General features: G+C 70.9%; 17 protein-coding genes and 1 tRNA gene. 8 read left to right on the forward strand and 10 right to left on the reverse strand.

Annotation, left to right across the window (positions count from 1 at the left end; genetic code table 11):
• Nucleotides 1–25 precede the first annotated feature (25 nt).
• Genes LWP59_RS36650 through LWP59_RS36660 form a run of 3 tightly spaced genes read right to left on the reverse strand, consistent with a single transcriptional unit; the run spans nt 26 to nt 1,252 of the window.
• The gene (locus LWP59_RS36650; RefSeq protein ID WP_144645673.1) at nt 26–646 is read right to left on the reverse strand and encodes a hypothetical protein; all 621 of its coding nucleotides are present in this window, start codon (nt 644–646) and stop codon (nt 26–28) included.
• 1 nt (nt 647) lies between these two features.
• A complete protein-coding gene (locus tag LWP59_RS36655) occupies nt 648–1,100 on the reverse strand; it encodes a RidA family protein (protein ID WP_144645671.1) in 453 nt (150 codons plus the stop codon).
• On the reverse strand, nt 1,097–1,252 hold the full coding sequence (locus LWP59_RS36660) for a DUF4177 domain-containing protein (RefSeq protein ID WP_144645669.1): 156 nt from the start codon (nt 1,250–1,252) through the stop codon (nt 1,097–1,099). The genes LWP59_RS36655 and LWP59_RS36660 overlap by 4 nt, the downstream gene beginning before the upstream one ends.
• A gap of 162 nt (nt 1,253–1,414) precedes the next feature.
• On the opposite strand from LWP59_RS36660, the gene LWP59_RS36665 reads away from it, so the two are divergent.
• Nucleotides 1,415–2,419 (forward strand): ArsA family ATPase, encoded by a 1,005-nt coding sequence (locus tag LWP59_RS36665; protein WP_144645667.1) that lies wholly within the window; start codon nt 1,415–1,417, stop codon nt 2,417–2,419.
• Nucleotides 2,419–3,534 carry an ArsA family ATPase gene (locus tag LWP59_RS36670; protein ID WP_144645665.1) on the forward strand — a complete coding sequence of 372 codons (1,116 nt, stop codon included), beginning with the start codon at nt 2,419–2,421 and terminating at the stop codon, nt 3,532–3,534. The genes LWP59_RS36665 and LWP59_RS36670 overlap by 1 nt, the downstream gene beginning before the upstream one ends.
• A gap of 37 nt (nt 3,535–3,571) precedes the next feature.
• Here LWP59_RS36670 and LWP59_RS36675 read toward each other — a convergent pair whose 3' ends face one another.
• Nucleotides 3,572–3,859 carry a WhiB family transcriptional regulator gene (locus LWP59_RS36675; RefSeq protein WP_144645663.1) on the reverse strand — a complete coding sequence of 96 codons (288 nt, stop codon included), beginning with the start codon at nt 3,857–3,859 and terminating at the stop codon, nt 3,572–3,574.
• A 215-nt stretch (nt 3,860–4,074) separates the two neighbouring features.
• On the opposite strand from LWP59_RS36675, the gene LWP59_RS36680 reads away from it, so the two are divergent.
• The 3 genes from LWP59_RS36680 to LWP59_RS36690 all read left to right on the forward strand — a co-directional run bounded on the left by LWP59_RS36680 (nt 4,075) and on the right by LWP59_RS36690 (nt 7,333).
• Nucleotides 4,075–6,237 (forward strand): transglycosylase domain-containing protein, encoded by a 2,163-nt coding sequence (locus tag LWP59_RS36680; RefSeq protein ID WP_144645661.1) that lies wholly within the window; start codon nt 4,075–4,077, stop codon nt 6,235–6,237.
• Between the two features lie 43 nt (nt 6,238–6,280).
• Nucleotides 6,281–7,228 (forward strand): metallophosphoesterase, encoded by a 948-nt coding sequence (locus tag LWP59_RS36685; protein ID WP_144645659.1) that lies wholly within the window; start codon nt 6,281–6,283, stop codon nt 7,226–7,228.
• 31 nt (nt 7,229–7,259) lie between these two features.
• Nucleotides 7,260–7,333: transfer RNA gene (locus LWP59_RS36690), tRNA-Pro, on the forward strand.
• A gap of 307 nt (nt 7,334–7,640) precedes the next feature.
• Here LWP59_RS36690 and LWP59_RS36695 read toward each other — a convergent pair.
• Nucleotides 7,641–8,387 carry a class I SAM-dependent methyltransferase gene (locus LWP59_RS36695; RefSeq protein ID WP_144645657.1) on the reverse strand — a complete coding sequence of 249 codons (747 nt, stop codon included), beginning with the start codon at nt 8,385–8,387 and terminating at the stop codon, nt 7,641–7,643.
• 38 nt (nt 8,388–8,425) lie between these two features.
• Between LWP59_RS36695 and LWP59_RS36700 the strand changes: the two genes are divergently transcribed.
• The 3 genes from LWP59_RS36700 to LWP59_RS36710 all read left to right on the forward strand — a co-directional run bounded on the left by LWP59_RS36700 (nt 8,426) and on the right by LWP59_RS36710 (nt 12,279).
• Nucleotides 8,426–10,261 (forward strand): prolyl oligopeptidase family serine peptidase, encoded by a 1,836-nt coding sequence (locus LWP59_RS36700; RefSeq protein WP_191334841.1) that lies wholly within the window; start codon nt 8,426–8,428, stop codon nt 10,259–10,261.
• Nucleotides 10,262–10,359: 98 nt separating this feature from the next.
• Nucleotides 10,360–10,977 carry a response regulator transcription factor gene (locus LWP59_RS36705; RefSeq protein WP_373299704.1) on the forward strand — a complete coding sequence of 206 codons (618 nt, stop codon included), beginning with the start codon at nt 10,360–10,362 and terminating at the stop codon, nt 10,975–10,977.
• A complete protein-coding gene (locus LWP59_RS36710) occupies nt 10,978–12,279 on the forward strand; it encodes a sensor histidine kinase (protein WP_144645196.1) in 1,302 nt (433 codons plus the stop codon).
• On the opposite strand, the gene LWP59_RS36715 is transcribed toward LWP59_RS36710, so the two are convergent.
• The 5 genes from LWP59_RS36715 to LWP59_RS36735 form a co-directional block, all read right to left on the reverse strand.
• Nucleotides 12,254–12,700, reverse strand: a complete 447-nt coding sequence (locus LWP59_RS36715; RefSeq protein ID WP_144645194.1) for a hypothetical protein — start codon at nt 12,698–12,700, stop codon at nt 12,254–12,256. The genes LWP59_RS36710 and LWP59_RS36715 overlap by 26 nt on opposite strands.
• Before the next feature lie 40 nt (nt 12,701–12,740).
• The gene (locus LWP59_RS36720) at nt 12,741–14,132 is read right to left on the reverse strand and encodes a glutamate decarboxylase (RefSeq protein ID WP_144645192.1); all 1,392 of its coding nucleotides are present in this window, start codon (nt 14,130–14,132) and stop codon (nt 12,741–12,743) included.
• 120 nt (nt 14,133–14,252) lie between these two features.
• Nucleotides 14,253–14,729, reverse strand: a complete 477-nt coding sequence (dps, locus tag LWP59_RS36725; RefSeq protein WP_144645190.1) for a DNA starvation/stationary phase protection protein Dps — start codon at nt 14,727–14,729, stop codon at nt 14,253–14,255.
• A gap of 22 nt (nt 14,730–14,751) precedes the next feature.
• Nucleotides 14,752–15,177: an organic hydroperoxide resistance protein gene (locus LWP59_RS36730; RefSeq protein ID WP_144645188.1), complete on the reverse strand. Its 426-nt coding sequence runs from the start codon at nt 15,175–15,177 to the stop codon at nt 14,752–14,754.
• A 132-nt stretch (nt 15,178–15,309) separates the two neighbouring features.
• Nucleotides 15,310–15,858 carry an NADPH-dependent FMN reductase gene (locus LWP59_RS36735; RefSeq protein WP_144645208.1) on the reverse strand — a complete coding sequence of 183 codons (549 nt, stop codon included), beginning with the start codon at nt 15,856–15,858 and terminating at the stop codon, nt 15,310–15,312.
• Between the last annotated feature and the right edge of the window lie 18 nt (nt 15,859–15,876).

The raw sequence follows: 15,876 nt of genomic DNA on the forward strand, positions 1-15,876 counted from the left end.
CAGCCCGCCCGAGGCGAGCGAGCCGTTACGCAGCGGCGAGGCGGTGCCCGGTGTCCACTGCTCCGGTACAGACCAGCTCGGAACTCGCCAGCGCGGCACGGTGGTACGCGGGGAGGTCGAACCGCGGCGGCATGACCTCGACGCTGGGCTCCTCGTCGCCCAGCACCCGCAGGACCCGCTGCAGCTCACCGGTCAGCCTCGGCAGCCCGGCCACGGCGGTGATCAACAACACCCGCTTCGGCTCGCCACCGTCGCCGTGCCGCCAACTCTCCCGCACCTCACCCACGTCCGGCCGGCCCCGCAACGTTGCGTGCACCAACGCGGACACTGAGTCTACGGAGTTCACCCAATCGGGTGCACTCCCCGTGAATGTGTACCTGTTCTCGGGAGTCTCGTCCACCCCAAGGGTGGAACTAACCTGGTGCCAGTCGGCGCCGTGCGGCACCAGCCCGGCGACCAGCAGGCGATACTCCGGTTGGTCCAGGTCGATATTGTGCTTTAGCAAAGTCCTGGGCAGGGTCCGCGCGAGCGTCGTCATCGCGCCCTCGCCCAGCCAGTCGCGGTAGCGCCACAGCAGCTGGTCCGGCATCCGGCCGGCCAGGCGCAGGAGCAGCTCGTGACAAGCGGCTTCGATGTCCGGATCCATGTCAGACCTCCACGATCAGTTCCACCTCGACCGGCGACCCCAGCGGTAGCTCGGCCACCCCCACCGCCGAGCGCGCGTGCGCGCCCGCTTCCCCGAAGATCTCGCCCAGCACCTCGGATGCACCGTTGATCACGGCGGGCTGCCCGGTGAACCCCTCGGTGGAGGCCACGAACCCGACGACCTTGACCACCCGGGTGACCGAGTCGACGCCCACCAGCGCGTGCACGGCGGCGAGCGCGTTCAGCACGCAGGTGCGCGCGTGCCGCTTCGCCTCCTCGGGGCTCACCTCGCCGCCGACCTTGCCGGTCGCGGCCAGCTTGCCCTCGACGAAGGGCAGCTGCCCGGAGGTGAAGACCTGGGAACCGCTGCGGACCGCCGGCACGTACGCGGCGACCGGCGCCGCGACCGAGGGCAGCTCGATGCCCAGCTCGGTGAGCCGGTCCGACCAGGTCACGCCTTCACCCGCTTGAGGTAGGCGACGTGCTGCTCGCCGCTGGGGTTCGGCAGCACGGTCACCAGTTCCCAGCCGTCCTCGCCCCACTGGTCCAGGATCTGCTTGGTCGCGTGGATCAACAGCGGAACCGTGGCATACTCCCACTTGGTCATGCGGACAATGTAGCCGCGACGCGGAGCGTCACCGTTGAGGGTGGCGGTGGGCTGGCAGGGGCGCGTAACGACCCGATCAAGGGGCGACCGGCCCACCCGACGAGTCTCACTTTGCGTCACCGAGGCCCGACACTCCCGTCCTGGGTGAATTACGCTGCGAACGTGAGCACACCCTTGGCCGGCTGGACCGACGAGCTCGCCCGCGCCCGGCTGCACTTCGTGTCCGGCAAGGGCGGCACCGGAAAGACGACGCTCGCGGCCGCGCTGGGGCTCGCACTCGCCCGCAACGGCCGCCGCGTGCTCCTGATCGAAGTGGAGGGCAGGCAGGGCTTCGCCCAGCTCTTCGACACCGAGCCGCTGCCCTACGCCGAGCAGCGCGTCGCGTCCGCGCCCGGCGGCGGGGAGCTGCGCGCGCTGCACATCGACGTCGAGGCCGCGCTGCTCGAGTACTTCGAGATGTTCTACAACCTGGGCTTCGCGGGCCGGACCCTGCGCCGGATGGGGGCGATCGAGTTCGCCACCACGCTGGCGCCGGGCCTGCGTGACGTACTCCTCACCGGGAAGATCAAGGAGTGCGTGGGGCGGACCGAGTCCGACGGCCGGCACACCTACGACGCCGTCGTGGTCGACGCGCCGCCGACCGGCCGGGTGGTCAAGTTCCTCGACGTCACCAAGGCCCTGACCGATCTCGCGCGCACCGGCCCGATCCGCGCACAGGCCGACGGCGTCGTGCGGCTGCTGCACTCGGGGGAGACCGCCGTGCACCTGGTCACGCTGCTGGAGGAGATGCCGGTGCGGGAGACCGTCGATGCCGTTGCCGAGCTCGACGGCGCCGACCTGCGGCCCGGCGCGGTGTTCGTCAACAGGGTGCGCCCGCCGCGGCTGCCCGCACGATCGCTGAGCGCGGCGGCGGACGGCCGGGTCGACGCCTCCCGGGTCCGCACGGGGCTCGCCGCGGCCGGGCTGGAGCTGCCGGACGCCACGCTGGAGGCGCTGGTGGCCGAGACCGTGGAGCACGCGATCGGGATCGCCGCCGAGCAGCGCGCCCGCGAACAGCTCGCGGAGGCCGACCTGCCGACGCTGGAGGTGCCCGACCTCACCCACGGGGTGGACGTCGCGGCCCTCTACGACATCGCCGAGACCCTCCTCGAGCAGGGAGTGCGCTGATGCTCGACGTGGACAAGCTGATCGACGCCCCGGAGACGCGGGTGATCGTCTGCTGCGGCTCGGGCGGGGTCGGCAAGACCACCACCGCCGCGGCGCTCGCGCTGCGCGCGGCCGAACGCGGCCGCCAGACGGTCGTGCTCACCATCGACCCCGCGCGCCGGCTCGCCCAGGCGCTCGGGCTGCGCGAGCTGGGCAACCATCCACGTCAGGTGCAGGTCGAGGGATTCGACCCGAAGGGCGAGCTGTGGGCGATGATGCTCGACATGCGCCGCACCTTCGACGACATGGTGCGCGCGCACGCGGGGCCCGACCGGGCCGAGCAACTGCTCGCGAACCCCTTCTACCAGACCATTTCCACGTCGTTCTCCGGCACGCAGGAGTACATGGCGATGGAGAAGCTCGGCCAGCTCGCGGCCACCGGCGACTGGGACCTGATCGTCGTGGACACCCCGCCGAGCCGCTCCGCGCTCGACTTCCTCGACGCGCCGACGCGGCTGTCCAGCGCGCTGGACGGGCGGATGATCCGGCTGCTGACCGCGCCCGCGAAGGCAGGCGGCTGGGGCCTGCGCAAGGTCGTCTCCGCCGGGTTCACGATGTTCGCCAAGGCCGTGTCGACGATCATCGGCGGGCAGCTGCTCGCCGATGCGTCCGCGTTCATGCAGGCCTTCGACACGATGTTCGGCGGGTTTCGCGAGCGGGCTCGCAAGACCGCGGAACTGCTGCGCTCACAGGGCACCGCGTTCCTCGTCGTCGCGGCGCCCGAGCCCGACGCGCTGCGCGAGGCCAGCTACTTCGTGGACCGGCTTTCGGCCGAGTCCATGCCGTTGTCGGGCATGGTCGCCAACCGCACGCACCCTGTGCTCGCGAAGCTGTCGGCGACCGCCGCCAGCTCGGCCGCCGAACGCGTCGAGTCGAGCGCGCCGCTGGCCACCGCGGTGCTGCGGCTGCACGCCGACCGGGTCGCGCTCGGCGAACGCGAGGAGCGGCTGCTCGCCCGGTTCACCAGGGCCCACCCGGAGGTGCCGATCGTGCGCGTGCCCGCGCTGCCCAGCGACGTGCATGACGTAGCCGGCCTCCGTGACATCGGAGACCGGCTCGCCACACCCAGCGACTAGGACCAGGCCCTCTCCCCGACGGACGCGCTACGCCCGGCTAGCCTGCCCGCACGAAATCCCGCTTCGCCGATTCCAGCAGCTCCGACCACGACGTGACGTCCGGACGGCGGCGCAGCAGGGCCCGCCGCTCGCGTTCGGTCATGCCGCCCCAGATGCCGAAGCTGATCCGGCTGTCCAGCGCCTCGGCGAGGCATTCGGTGCGCACGGGACAGCCCATGCACACGACCTTCGCCCGGTTCTGCTCCGCCCCCCGGACGAACAGCTCGTCCGGATCGGTGTCGCGGCAGAGCGCGTCGGTTCGCCAGCTCCGCTCATTCGAATCCATACCCCCAGCTCCTCACCCTCGGCTCACGTCGGTGGAACACCCCGGCGCTCCCCTGGCGCCATACGTGAGACGTTGACGGACTGTAGGGCCAATCGGTTCCGCTCGCCAAGATCCCGCGGATAATTCGTTACCGGAACACCTCGCATCGGAGCAGCCGACGTGATATCGACCCGCAGGTCGGCGAGGTCACCCCGGAACCCACTATCCTCACATTCGTGCGGAAAACGGATGGTCTGTTCAAGCTGCTCGGCCTGTGCCTGCTCGCGGGAATCCTCGTCGCCGGGGTCCTCTTCCCGATCGCCGGCGCCGCCGGGGTCGCCTCGAACAAGGCCAGCGAAACGGTCGACAGCATGTCCGCCGAGCTGGCGAACGTGCCGCCACCGCTGGTCACCACGATCACCGACTCGGCGGGCAACCCGATCGCCACGCTCTACGACCAGTACCGCATTCCCACCGCGCCGTCGCAGATCAACGACGCCATGAAATGGGCGCTGGTCTCGGTCGAGGACCGCCGGTTCTACGACCACCACGGGGTGGACTGGAAGGGCACGATCCGGGCCGCGCTGAGCAACAGCACCGGTGGCGACACCCAGGGTGCCTCGACCCTGACGCAGCAGTACGTCAAGAACTACCTGATCAACGTCATCTACCGGGGCGACGAGGTCGGGCAGAAGAAGGCGCAGGAGCAGTCGGTCGCGCGCAAGCTCAAGGAAGCGCGGATCGCGATCCAGCTCGAGACCAAGATGGACAAGAGCCAGATCCTCGCCAGCTACCTCAACGTCGTCGAGTTCTCGCGCAAGATCTACGGCGTCGGCGCGGCCGCGCAGACCTACTTCCACACCACCGCGGACAAACTGACCGTGCCGCAGGCCGCGCTGTTGGCCGGCATGGTGAACAACCCGCCGTTCTACGACCCGTGGAGCCACCCCGAGCGCGCGACGGACCGGCGCAACCTGGTGCTCGACCGCATGGTGGAGAACCAGAAGCTCGCTCCCGAGGACGCCGCGAGGTTCAAGACCGAGCCGCTGGGCGTGTCGCCGGACGGCCCGTCCAAGCCGGCCGCGAACTGCACCGGCGCCGGGCCGGAGAACGGGTTCTTCTGCCAGTACGTGCAGGACTACCTGCTGACCAACGGCATGACGAAGGACGACCTGTACACCGGCGGATACACCATCCGCACGACGATGGACCAGAACGCCAACCACCAGGCCAAGATCTCGGCCGAGCAGCAGGTCGACAAGACGCAGAAGAACGTCGCGAACACGTTGTCGCTGGTGCGGCCGGGCAAGAACCGGCACGAGGTGGTCGCGCTCGCGGCGAACCGTGACTACGGCACGGACGCGAGCAAGGGGCAGACGACGTACGCACTGCCATCGGATGTGTCCAATGTGACCGGTGCGGGGTCGAGCTACAAGATCTTCACCACTGCGGCCGCGCTGGAACAGCACAAGACCGGGATCTACGCGACCATCCAAACGCCACAGACGTACGCGTCGAAGGTCTTCATCAGCGGCGAGAAACCGGGCTGTCCACAGGTCGGGCGCGGTACGTGGGCGTACTGCCTGCAGAACTACGGCGAAAGCTCGTACGGGCCGTCGATGACGCTGCAGCAGGCGCTCGCGACCTCGCCGAACACGGGGTTCGTGATCCTGGAGGAGCAGGCCGGGATGGGCGCCGTGCTCGACATGGCGCGGCGGCTGGGCATGCGCAACACGATGAACTCCAACGCGGCCAACGGCGGCGCGATCGACCCGGGCAACTCCAACCCCGCCTTCAAGATGACGCAGCAGCAGTACTTCGGCCCCGGTGGCGTCGCACAGGCCGGGCTCGGCGCGTTCACGCTCGGCGTGAGCCCGACGAACGGCCTGGAGCTGGCGAACGTCGCCGCGACGATCATGAGTGGCGGCGTCTGGTGCCCGCCGACGCCGATCGGCGGGGTGAACGACCGCGACGGCAGGCCGGTGAAGATCAAGGAAGCCCGGTGCGAGCAGGCCGTGCCGGAGGGGCTGGCCAACACCCTCGCGGTCGGGATGAGCAAGGACGCCACGGACGGCACCTCGCGGGCGGCCGCACAGGCGGTCGGCTGGAACCGGCCGATGATCGGCAAGACCGGGACCACGCAGAACAGCGGTTCGGCGGCGTTCGTCGGGGCGGTGCCGCAGATGGCCGGCGTGGCGATGGTCTTCCGCCCGGACAGCCCGATCGGCGGCCTCATCGACGGCGGGCCCGGCAAGGTCACGGCGACCAGGGGCGCCACGGACGGCAACATGTTCGGCGGCAAGACCCCGGCCCGAACCTGGTTCGGCGCGATGACGCAGATCATGAACGGGCAACCGGTCATCGGGCTGCCCCCTTCGGACCCCGCGTACGAGCACTGAGCGGAGCCGTATCCTCGATGGTGTGGGTACCGACGGTGACAGGATGAGCGCGGCACGTCTGGCCGCCGGGACCGTGGCACTCGGTGCGGCGACGCTCGGGTACGCGGTGGGCATCGAGCGGCGGCACTGGACGTTGCGCAAGGCCGAGCTGCCCGTGCTCGCCCCCGGCGCGAAGCCGATCCGGCTGCTGCACATCTCCGACCTGCACATGATGCCCGGCCAAAAGTCCAAGCAGCGCTGGGTCGCGGCACTCGCCGAGCTCGAGCCGGACCTCGTCGTCAACACCGGGGACAACCTCGCCCACCCGCAGGCCGTCCCCTCGGTGCTGCGCGCACTCGGCACGCTGCTCGACCGGCCGGGCATGTTCGTCTTCGGCAGCAACGACTACTACGCGCCGAAGCCCAAGAACCCCGCCCGCTACCTGATGCCGCGCGGCAAGAAGAAGCGCGTCCACGGCAGGCACCTGCCGTGGCGCGACCTGCGCGCGGCCTTCGTCGAACACGGCTGGCAGGACCTCACCCACGCCCGGCGGACCGTCAAGGCGGCCGGGCAGCCGGTGTTCGCCGCCGGGCTCGACGACCCGCACCTGCGCCGCGACCGCTACGGCGAGATCGCCGGCCCCGGCGATCCGGACGCCGTCCTGCGCCTCGGCGTCACCCACTCGCCTGAGCCACGCGTCCTGGACCCCTTCGCCACGGACGGGTACGACCTCGTCCTGGCCGGGCACACCCACGGTGGTCAGCTGCGCATCCCGGGCATCGGCGCACTGGTGACCAACTGCGAACTCGACCGCTCCCGCGCCCGCGGCGTCTCCCGCTGGGGCGCGCACATGTGGCTGCACGTTTCGGCCGGTCTGGGCACTTCGCCGTACGCCCCCGCCCGCTTCGCCTGCCCTCCGGAGGCGAGCCTGCTGACCCTGGTACCCCGCGACGGAGGCGACCGGGCAACGACGGAACAGACCCGCCGGAAAGCCGGTAGCCCCATCCGCTAAACTTCTCCCCGACCCGTTAATTGCAGTACCTCGGGGTGTGGCGCAGCTTGGTAGCGTGCCTCGTTCGGGTCGAGGAGGTCGTGGGTTCGAATCCCGCCACCCCGACGGAAGATCTGGGAGAGCCCTGCTCGCGGAAAACGTGAGCGGGGCTCTTCCTTTGTCACGCTGGGGGTCGGACCCCCAGACCCCCGCCAGGGGAGCGCTCCGCCCCCCTGGACCCCCCTGCGGGCTCGCCTTCGGCATCGCGTTTGGCGCGCGGTGCCGGAAAGTGGGGAGGGTCACCATTGTGAGGGTGAGACGGGTGCATGAGCCTGGGGGCCCAGCCGTGGGTTTCCCTTCTCCCTGCCATCCCTTGAGGCGGCCATCCCGCCGTAAGACACTCGAGGAGAAGGGGGACCCCACCTGGGACCCCTCACTTCACCGCCAGTAGTTCCAGCCAGCATTGGGCGAAGGAGCCGTCGCCGGAGTGGGACCAGGCCCACGCCGAGCGGGCGGCGGAAGCGAGCTGGTCCCGGTCGGCGCTCGACGCGGACAGGGCCGCGTCCAAGCGGGACTCGACATACCGGGCCAGCTCGCGGTACGGCATGTCCGGGCGGAAGCGGGCGTGGGTCTGGACCTCCCGGAATCCCGCCTGCTCCACCAGCCCGGCGATGTGCTTCCCGGCGAAGGGATCCCCACCGGCGCGGCGGCGGAGCAGGTAGTGCCCCCGCAGTGCGGCGACCACGTTGACCGTCTTCGGTTGCAGGCGCGCCCTGCTCCAGTCCGATGTGGACAGAGCGAGCGTGCCACCGGGTCTCAGCACCCGGCTGAGCTCCTGCAACGCCGCCGCCGGACGGCTCAGGTGCTCGAAGAGTGCGTGCGCGAAGACCAGGTCGACACTTTCCGACAGCACGGGCAGCCCGTACACCGACCCCGCTACGAAGTCCACTGTGGACCCCACGGGAAGCTGCCGGGCCTCGGGGTCCACGCCGAGGACCCGCCCCGCGCCCACGACCGGCACGAACCCGCGCGTGATGGTGCCGGGGCCGCAGCCCACGTCCAGCACCCGCATGCCCGGTTTGAGCGTCCGCAGCACGAATCCCGCCCGGTCGCCCGCCGTCCTCGCGGACATCATCGACAGTGCGTCGTCGGCGAACCCGGGCGCGTATCCCTCCAGCACACGCCCACCGTACGGGCAGCACCTGGCAGGATCGAGGGGTGACCACTCAGCACCCGCCCGCCGTCATCCCCGACCGCCTCTTCGACGACGACGAGGCCGAGGCCCGCTGGCGCGCCCGGTTCCGCGCACCCCGCGTGTCGGTGCCGGACTGGGCCGTCGACGCACCGGACAAGAACCTCTACGTCTCCAACGCCAGCGGCGTCTGGGAGGTCTACGCGTGGGACCGCGCGACCGGCGAGCACCGCCAGGTCACCGACCGTCCCAACGGCACCCTCAGCGCCACCACCTCGCCGGACGGCACGTCCATCTGGTGGTTCAACGACACCGACGGCGACGAGTTCGGCTCCTGGGTGCGCGAGCCGTTCAACGGCGGCGAAGCCGAACAAGCGCTGCCGGATGTGCACGACGGCTATCCCGCGGGCCTCGAGATCGGGCACCGGGTGACCGCGGTGGGCGTCTCCACCGACGACGGCAGCGAGCTGTTCCTGCACGCCGAGGGCAAGACGGAGCGCTTCTACGCGAGCAAGGACGACGCGGGCGTCGCCGCGCTGTCGCGCGACGAGCGACTGATCGCCATCTCACACTCCGAGCACGGCGACTCGCGCCACCCCGCGGTCCGGGTGCTCGCCGCCGACGGGTTCGCGACGGTGGCGGAGAAGTGGGACGGCGAGGGCAAGGGCCTGACCCCGCTGGAGTTCTCCCCGGTGGCCGGTGACGCGCGGCTGCTCGTCCTGCACGAGCGCCGGGGCCGTGAGGAGCTGCTGCTCTGGGACGTCGAGCGGGACACCGAGACGGAGCTGTCGCTCGACCTGCCCGGCGAGGTGGCCGCCGGCTGGTACCCGAAGGCCGACGCGCTCCTGGTCGTGCATTTCCACGAGGGTCGCAGCTCCTTGTACCGCTACGACCTCTCGACCGCCGAGTTGTCCTCTTTGGACACCCCGAAGGGCCGGATCGGCGGTGCGAGCGTCCGGCCGGACGGCACCGTCGAGTACTCCTGGTCGAGCGCCGCGCGACCGCCGGTGATCCGCGCACGAGCGGCCGACGGCACCGACTCCGTCCTGCTGACCCCGCCCGGCGACCCCGCCCCCGGTTCGGCGCCCGTGGTGGACGCCTTCGTCGAGGGGCCGGGCGGCCGGGTGCACGCGCTGGTCGCGCGGCCGGTCGACGCACCGGAGGGGCCGGTCCCGACGGTGTTCACGCTGCACGGGGGCCCGCACGCGGCCGACGAGGACCGGTTCTCGGCCTATCGCGCGGTCTGGCTGGACGCCGGGTTCGCCGTCGTCGAGGTCAACTACCGAGGCTCGACCGGCTACGGCTCCGCGTGGCGGGACGCCATCGAGGGGCGGCCCGGCCTGACGGAACTCGAGGACGTCGCCGCGGTGTACGACTGGGCCGTCGAGAGTGGCCTCGCCGACCCCGCCAAATGCGTGGTGTCGGGCGCGTCCTGGGGCGGCTATCTGACCCTGCTCGCGATCGGCACCCAGCCGCAGCGCTGGGCGGCGGCGGTGGCGAGTGTGCCGGTGGCCGACTACGTCGCGGCCTACGAGGACGAGATGGAGCAGCTGCGCTCCTTCGACCGCGCTCTCTTCGGCGGTTCCCCCGATTCCATACCGGCTGTGTACAACGAGTGTTCACCCATCACCTATGTCGAGGCCGTGCGGGCGCCGGTGCTCGTGCTGGCGGGCGACAACGATCCGCGCTGCCCGATCCGCCAGATCGAGAACTACCTCGATCGCCTGGCAGCGCGCGAGATTCCGTACGAGTTCTACCGGTACGACGCCGGCCACGGCTCGCTCGTGATCGCCGAGACGATCAAGCAGACGGCGGCGGAGGTGCACTTCGCGCTGCGCGTGCTCGGGCTGAAGAACAGCTGAAGATTCCGGGTGTGGACAACCCGCACACGCCCATCATGGAACGCGTGGGCGCACCGCGGGTACTGATCGTCGAGGACGCCGAGGCCATCCGGGCCTCGGTGGAGTCGGCGCTGCACGACGCCGGGTACAAGGTTCTCGGCAGGGCGGACGGCCGGAGCTTCGAGCAGGATCTCGCGCGGTTCCGGCCGGATCTCGTCGTGCTCGACGTGATGCTGCCGGGCCGCGACGGGTTCACCCTGCTCCCGGTGCTGCGCCGGTCCTCGACGGCGGGTGTGGTGATGCTGACCGCACGCGATGCCGTGTCCGACCGGTTGCGCGGCCTCTCCGGTGGCGCGGACGACTACGTGGTGAAGCCGTTCGTGCTCGCCGAGCTGGTCGCCCGGGTGCAGGCCGTGCTGCGGCGGCTCGGCCGCGCGCCGTCGACGGTGCAGGTCGGCGACCTCGTGCTCGACCCCGAGTCCGGCGTCGTCGTACGCGGAACCGAGAAGGTCGAGCTGACCTCCACCGAACTCAAGCTGCTCGACTACCTCGCGGCGCAGCGCGGGCGGGTGGTCAGCAAGACGCAGATCCTGGCTGCGGTCTGGGGTTACGAGGACTACGACCCGAACATCGTCGAGGTGCACGTCAGCGCCCTGCGCCGCAAGCTCGAGGCGCACGGCCCACGGCTGCTGCACACCGTGCGCGGGCTCGGCTACGTGCTGCGGGCGGAGGAATAGGTGCGGACGGTCTCGCTGCGACGCCGGGTCACCCTCACCGCGCTGGCGGTGCTCGCCGTGGTGCTGGCCGGCGTCCTGCTCACCCTGCAGCTGCTGTTCTCGGTCGCCACGAACCGGACCGTGAACGCGATCCTGGCCGACCGTGTGCAGCTCGCGCAGCAGCTCGCCGCGCAGAAGGTCGGCGCCGCGGAGCTGATCCAGCGGGTCGACGCGCGGTCGGTGCGCGCACAGCTCGTGCTGCCGGACGGGGAGACCTTCGGCAGCCTGAACCTGCGAGCCGCGAACGAGCCGGGCGTCCGGCGCGTGCGGCTGGACTCGGGGCCGCTCAAGGGCGCGCGGTTGACGCTGGAGGCGGACGCGGGCCTGCTGTCGGGGGCGCGGGCCACGCTGTTCCGACTGTCGGCGCTCGCGGGCGTCGTGGCGCTGCTCGTAACCGCCGTGGCGCTCGTGTTCGGCGTCCGGTTCGCCCTGTCTCCCCTGGACGCCATGACCAGGCTGACGCGTTCGATCGCACGCGGCGGCCGCGGGCGGCGGTTGTCGCCGTCGCAACCCGACACCGAACTCGGACGGACGGCCCAGGCCTTCGACGAGATGCTCGACGCGCTCGAAGGCTCCGAGCAACGGACGAAACGGTTCGTCGCCGACGCCGCCCACGAGCTGCGGACGCCCGTCGCCGGACTTCAGGCCGTCGCGGACGCGATGCTGCAGCAACGTCCCGACGCGCCACCCGAGGAACGGGAACGCCTGCAACTGCTGCTCGGGCGGGAGGCACGGCGGGCGGGCAAGCTCGTCGACGACCTGCTCGACCTGGCCCGCATCGACGCCGGGATCGAGCTGCAGCGGCAGCCGGCCGACGTGCGTGCCATGGCCGCGACGCAGGTCGACCGGGCGCGGCTGCAGCATCCGGATCGCACCGTCGAGCTGACCGGCGACGAGGTCGTCGCTGAGGTGGATCCGGACCGGGTCGCGCAGATCGTCGCGAACCTCGTCGACAACGCCTGCCAGGCGACACCGCCGGGCGGCCGGGTCTCGGTGACCGTGGCGCGGAGCGGCGACGCCGTGGAGATCGTCGTCGCCGACACCGGTCCCGGGGTGTCGCCCGCCGACCAGGAGCGGATCTTCGACCGGCTGGTGCGGCTGGACGACGCCCGGGACCGGCGCGCCGGCGGCTCCGGGCTCGGCCTGCCGATCGCCCGCGGTTTCGCCCGTGCCCACGGCGGGGACCTGAGCTACCTGCCCGGCTCGCCGGGCGCCCGGTTCCGGCTGGTGCTGCCTCTTACTTCGGCGCTCCCGCGTCGGTGATGCGGGTCGCGGTGGCCGTGGCGCCTGCCTTCGTCGCCACGACGAACACCCGGTCGTTCACCGCGACCTGGCCGATCGCCGACGCCTGCTTGGCCTTCCGGACCTTCGTGGTGCCCCCGACGGTGTAGGTGGCGGTGAACCCGTCGTTGCTCCTGACCGTGACGGCGGTCGGGCTCACCGACTGGACCTGACCGCGCTGCAGGTCGACCACCTGGTGTTTCTTGCCGTTCAGCGTGACTTCGCCGTGCCCGACGCGGCCGAGCAGAGCCTTCCCGTGCTTGGCGGCCGACGCGGCCGCCGGTGCCGGCGACGACGGCGGTGCGGGCGTGCTGCTGTCCGCGAGCGCGATACCGCCGCCCGCGCCACCGAGCACCACCACTGCCGCGCCGACACCGGCCAGGATCTTGGTTCTCTTCAGCATGCCTCCAGCGTGCACAGCGGAGCTGAAGGTGCGCTGAAGCTCAGTGGTGGAACGCCGTGCTGGTCGCCGCGTCGTGCGCGGGCCTGTCCTGGCGCTCCAGTTCGGGCAGCGCACGGGTGAGGTCGTCGACCAGCAGGGCCGCCAGGTCGTGGGTGAAACCGTTGCGGCACACCACGCGCAGCACCGCCAGGTCCGTCCGGTTCGCGGGGAACGTGTAGGCCGGCACGAGCCAGCCCCGCTCCCGCAGCCGGCGCGACACGTCGAACACGTCGAACGACGTCACCTCCGGCTTCGTGGTGAACGCGAAGACCGGCAGCTCGTCGCCCCGGGTCAGCAGCCGGAACGGGCCGAGCTCCTCGATCCGCTCGGCCAGCGTCGTCGCCACGTCGCGCGAAGCCTGCTGCACCGCGCGGAAGCCCGCGCGACCGAGCCGGACGAACGTGTAGTACTGGGCGGCGACCTCGGCGCCGGGCCGCGAGAAGTTGAGCGCGAAGGTCGGCATCTCGCCGCCGAGGTAGTTGACGTTGAACACCAGCTCCTGCGGGAGCGCGTCGTGGTCGCGCCACAGCACCCAGCCGACGCCCGGGTAGACCAGTCCGTACTTGTGGCCCGAGGTGTTGATCGACGCGACGCGCGGCAGCCGGAAGTCCCACTCGAGCTCCGGGTCCAGGAACGGCGCGATCATCGCGCCCGACGCGCCGTCCACGTGGACCGGGATGTCCCAGCCCGTGCGTTCCTGCAGCTCGTCGAGCGCGGCCGCGATCTGCGCGACCGGCTCGTAGCTGCCGTCGAACGTGGACCCGAGGATCGCGACGACGCCGATGGTGTTCTCGTCGCAGTGAGCCACCGCCTCCTCCGCGCTCAGGTGGAACCGGTCGCCCTCCATCGGCACGAACCGCGGCTCGACCTCCCAGTACTCGCAGAACTTCTCCCAGCACACCTGGACGTTCACGCCCATCACCAGGTTCGGCCGTCCACCGCGGCCGAGCTTCGACCAGCGCCGCTTGAACGCCATCCCGGCGAGCATGCAGGCCTCCGACGAGCCGGTCGTCGAGCAGCCGATGATGGCGGCCGGGTCCGGCGCGTGCCACAGGTCGGCGAGGATGTTCACGCAGCGCCGCTCCAGCTCGGCGGTCTGCGGGTACTCGTCCTTGTCGATCATGTTCTTGTCGACGCACTCGGCCATCAGCTCGCGTGCCTGCGGCTCCATCCACGTCGTGACGAACGTGGCGAGGTTGAGCCGCGCGTTGCCGTCCAGGAGCAGTTCGTCGCGGACGAGCTGCAGGGCGGTGTCGGCGGGGAGTGCCTCGTCGTCGAGCCGGTGGTGCGGCAGGGTGATCGTCGCCGCCAATGCCGGATTCATCCCGTCCAGCAGCGGATTGCTACCGCCGCGGCGGTTGGGGCGGTTCGTCTTCCCGGAATGCAGGACCATTCTCGGAAGGTAGCCCGTGTGCCGCCGGATAGCCGCCCGCACACGAAATAGCCCCGCCGGTGTCGTCCGGAAACGACCCGGTGGGGCTGTTCGTCCGCCGGGATCCCCCCGGCGACGGGCTCAGGCCTGCTGGGCCTGCCACATCCAGTGCGCCTCTTCCAGCGCGCGGGTGATCTCGATCAGCAGGTCCTGGGTGACCAGGTCACTCTTGTCGGTCTCGTCGATCCGCTTGCGCAGCCGCGCGATCTCCTCGGCGAGGATGTCGACGATCGCGGCGATGGTCGACTCGACGCTCTGCCAGTTGTCGGGGTACTCCGGCAGCCCGGAGCTCTCGACGACCGTCTTCGCCTTGCCGTTGGGCGAGACACCGATCGCGTTCGCGCGCTCGGCGACCTCGTCGACGTAGTTCCTCGCGGTCGTCACCAGCTCGTCGAGCTGCAGGTGCGCGCTGCGGAAGTTCGAGCCCACCACGTTCCAGTGGGCCTGCTTGGCGATCAGCGACAGGTCGACCAGGTCGACCAGCGTGGCCTGCAGGATGTTGCCGGTGACTTCCTTGTCGCTCTCCGGCAGCGGGCTCTTGATCGGAGAGTTGGCCATGACGGGATTCCTTCCTCTCACCTCAGGAGGTCTTGGCGGTTACCTCGACCTCGATGTTGCCTCGGGTCGCGCGCGAGTACGGGCACAGCTGGTGTGCCTGCGCGACCAGCTCGTTGGCCTGCCCCTGTTCCAGGCCGGGCAGGGTGGCCTCCAGCTTGACCGCCAGCCCGAAGACGTCGCCGTCCTTGCCGATCGTGACCTCCGCGGTCACGGTGGAGTCGGGCAGCTTGACCTTCGCCTGGCGGGCGGCCGCCTGCAACGCGCTGTGGAAGCAGGCCGAATAGCCGGCCGCGAACAGCTGCTCGGGGTTGGTGCGCTCGCCACCGGGACCCCCCATCTCCTTCGGCACCGCGAGCTGCTCGTCGATCACGCCGTCGGACGAGGTGACCTCGCCGTTGCGGCCATCACCTCGGGCGGTCGCGACCGCCGTGTACAACGCGTCCACCATGGTCGTCCGTACCTCCAGTTCCTGGGGAGCTTCAGCCTCCCACCAGGAACGACATCCCGCACGGGCCGAGCGTTTCCCGGGCTCGTTCCTTCTCACGGGGAGGAATACCCAGCCCGAGGTCGCGGCAACCGTTCAGCCGCGACGGGTGCGCGCGAACTCCGTCACATGCTGCCCGATCAGGCGAAGCGTGTTGACAGTCTTCTCGTCGGAAGCTCCACCAGCCTCGTCGAACTTGACCTCGGCGGAGTTGACCGCGCCGCCGAGCGGGGTGGGCCAGCCACGCAGGGCGTGCGTGATCGTGCGCAGCTGGTCGAGCGTGGTGACCGCGGCCTGCCAGCCGTAGGCGACCGCGACCAGGCCGATCCCGCGGCCGTCGAGGTACGGGCGGGTGTCCGGGCGCAGGTCCTCGAGGTAGTCGAGGGCGTTCTTGATCAGACCCGAGAGGGCGCCGTGGTAACCCGGCGACACGATGATCAGCCCGTCCGCCCGGCGGACGGCGTCGATCAGGCGTTCGGCCTCCGGGGTGCGCTCGGGGATACCCGCGTCGTAGAACGGCAGCACCAGGTCCGCCCCGGTGATCGCCTGGGTCTGCGCGCCCGCCTCTTGCGCGCCCGCGAGCGCGATGCGCAGCGCGCGTTCGGACTGGGAGCCGGCGCGCAGGGAACCGCCCACGCCGACGATGTTGATCACCGAGGAGGA

The sequence above is a fragment of the Amycolatopsis acidiphila genome, from assembly GCF_021391495.1.
GTDB lineage: Bacteria > Actinomycetota > Actinomycetes > Mycobacteriales > Pseudonocardiaceae > Amycolatopsis_E > Amycolatopsis_E acidiphila.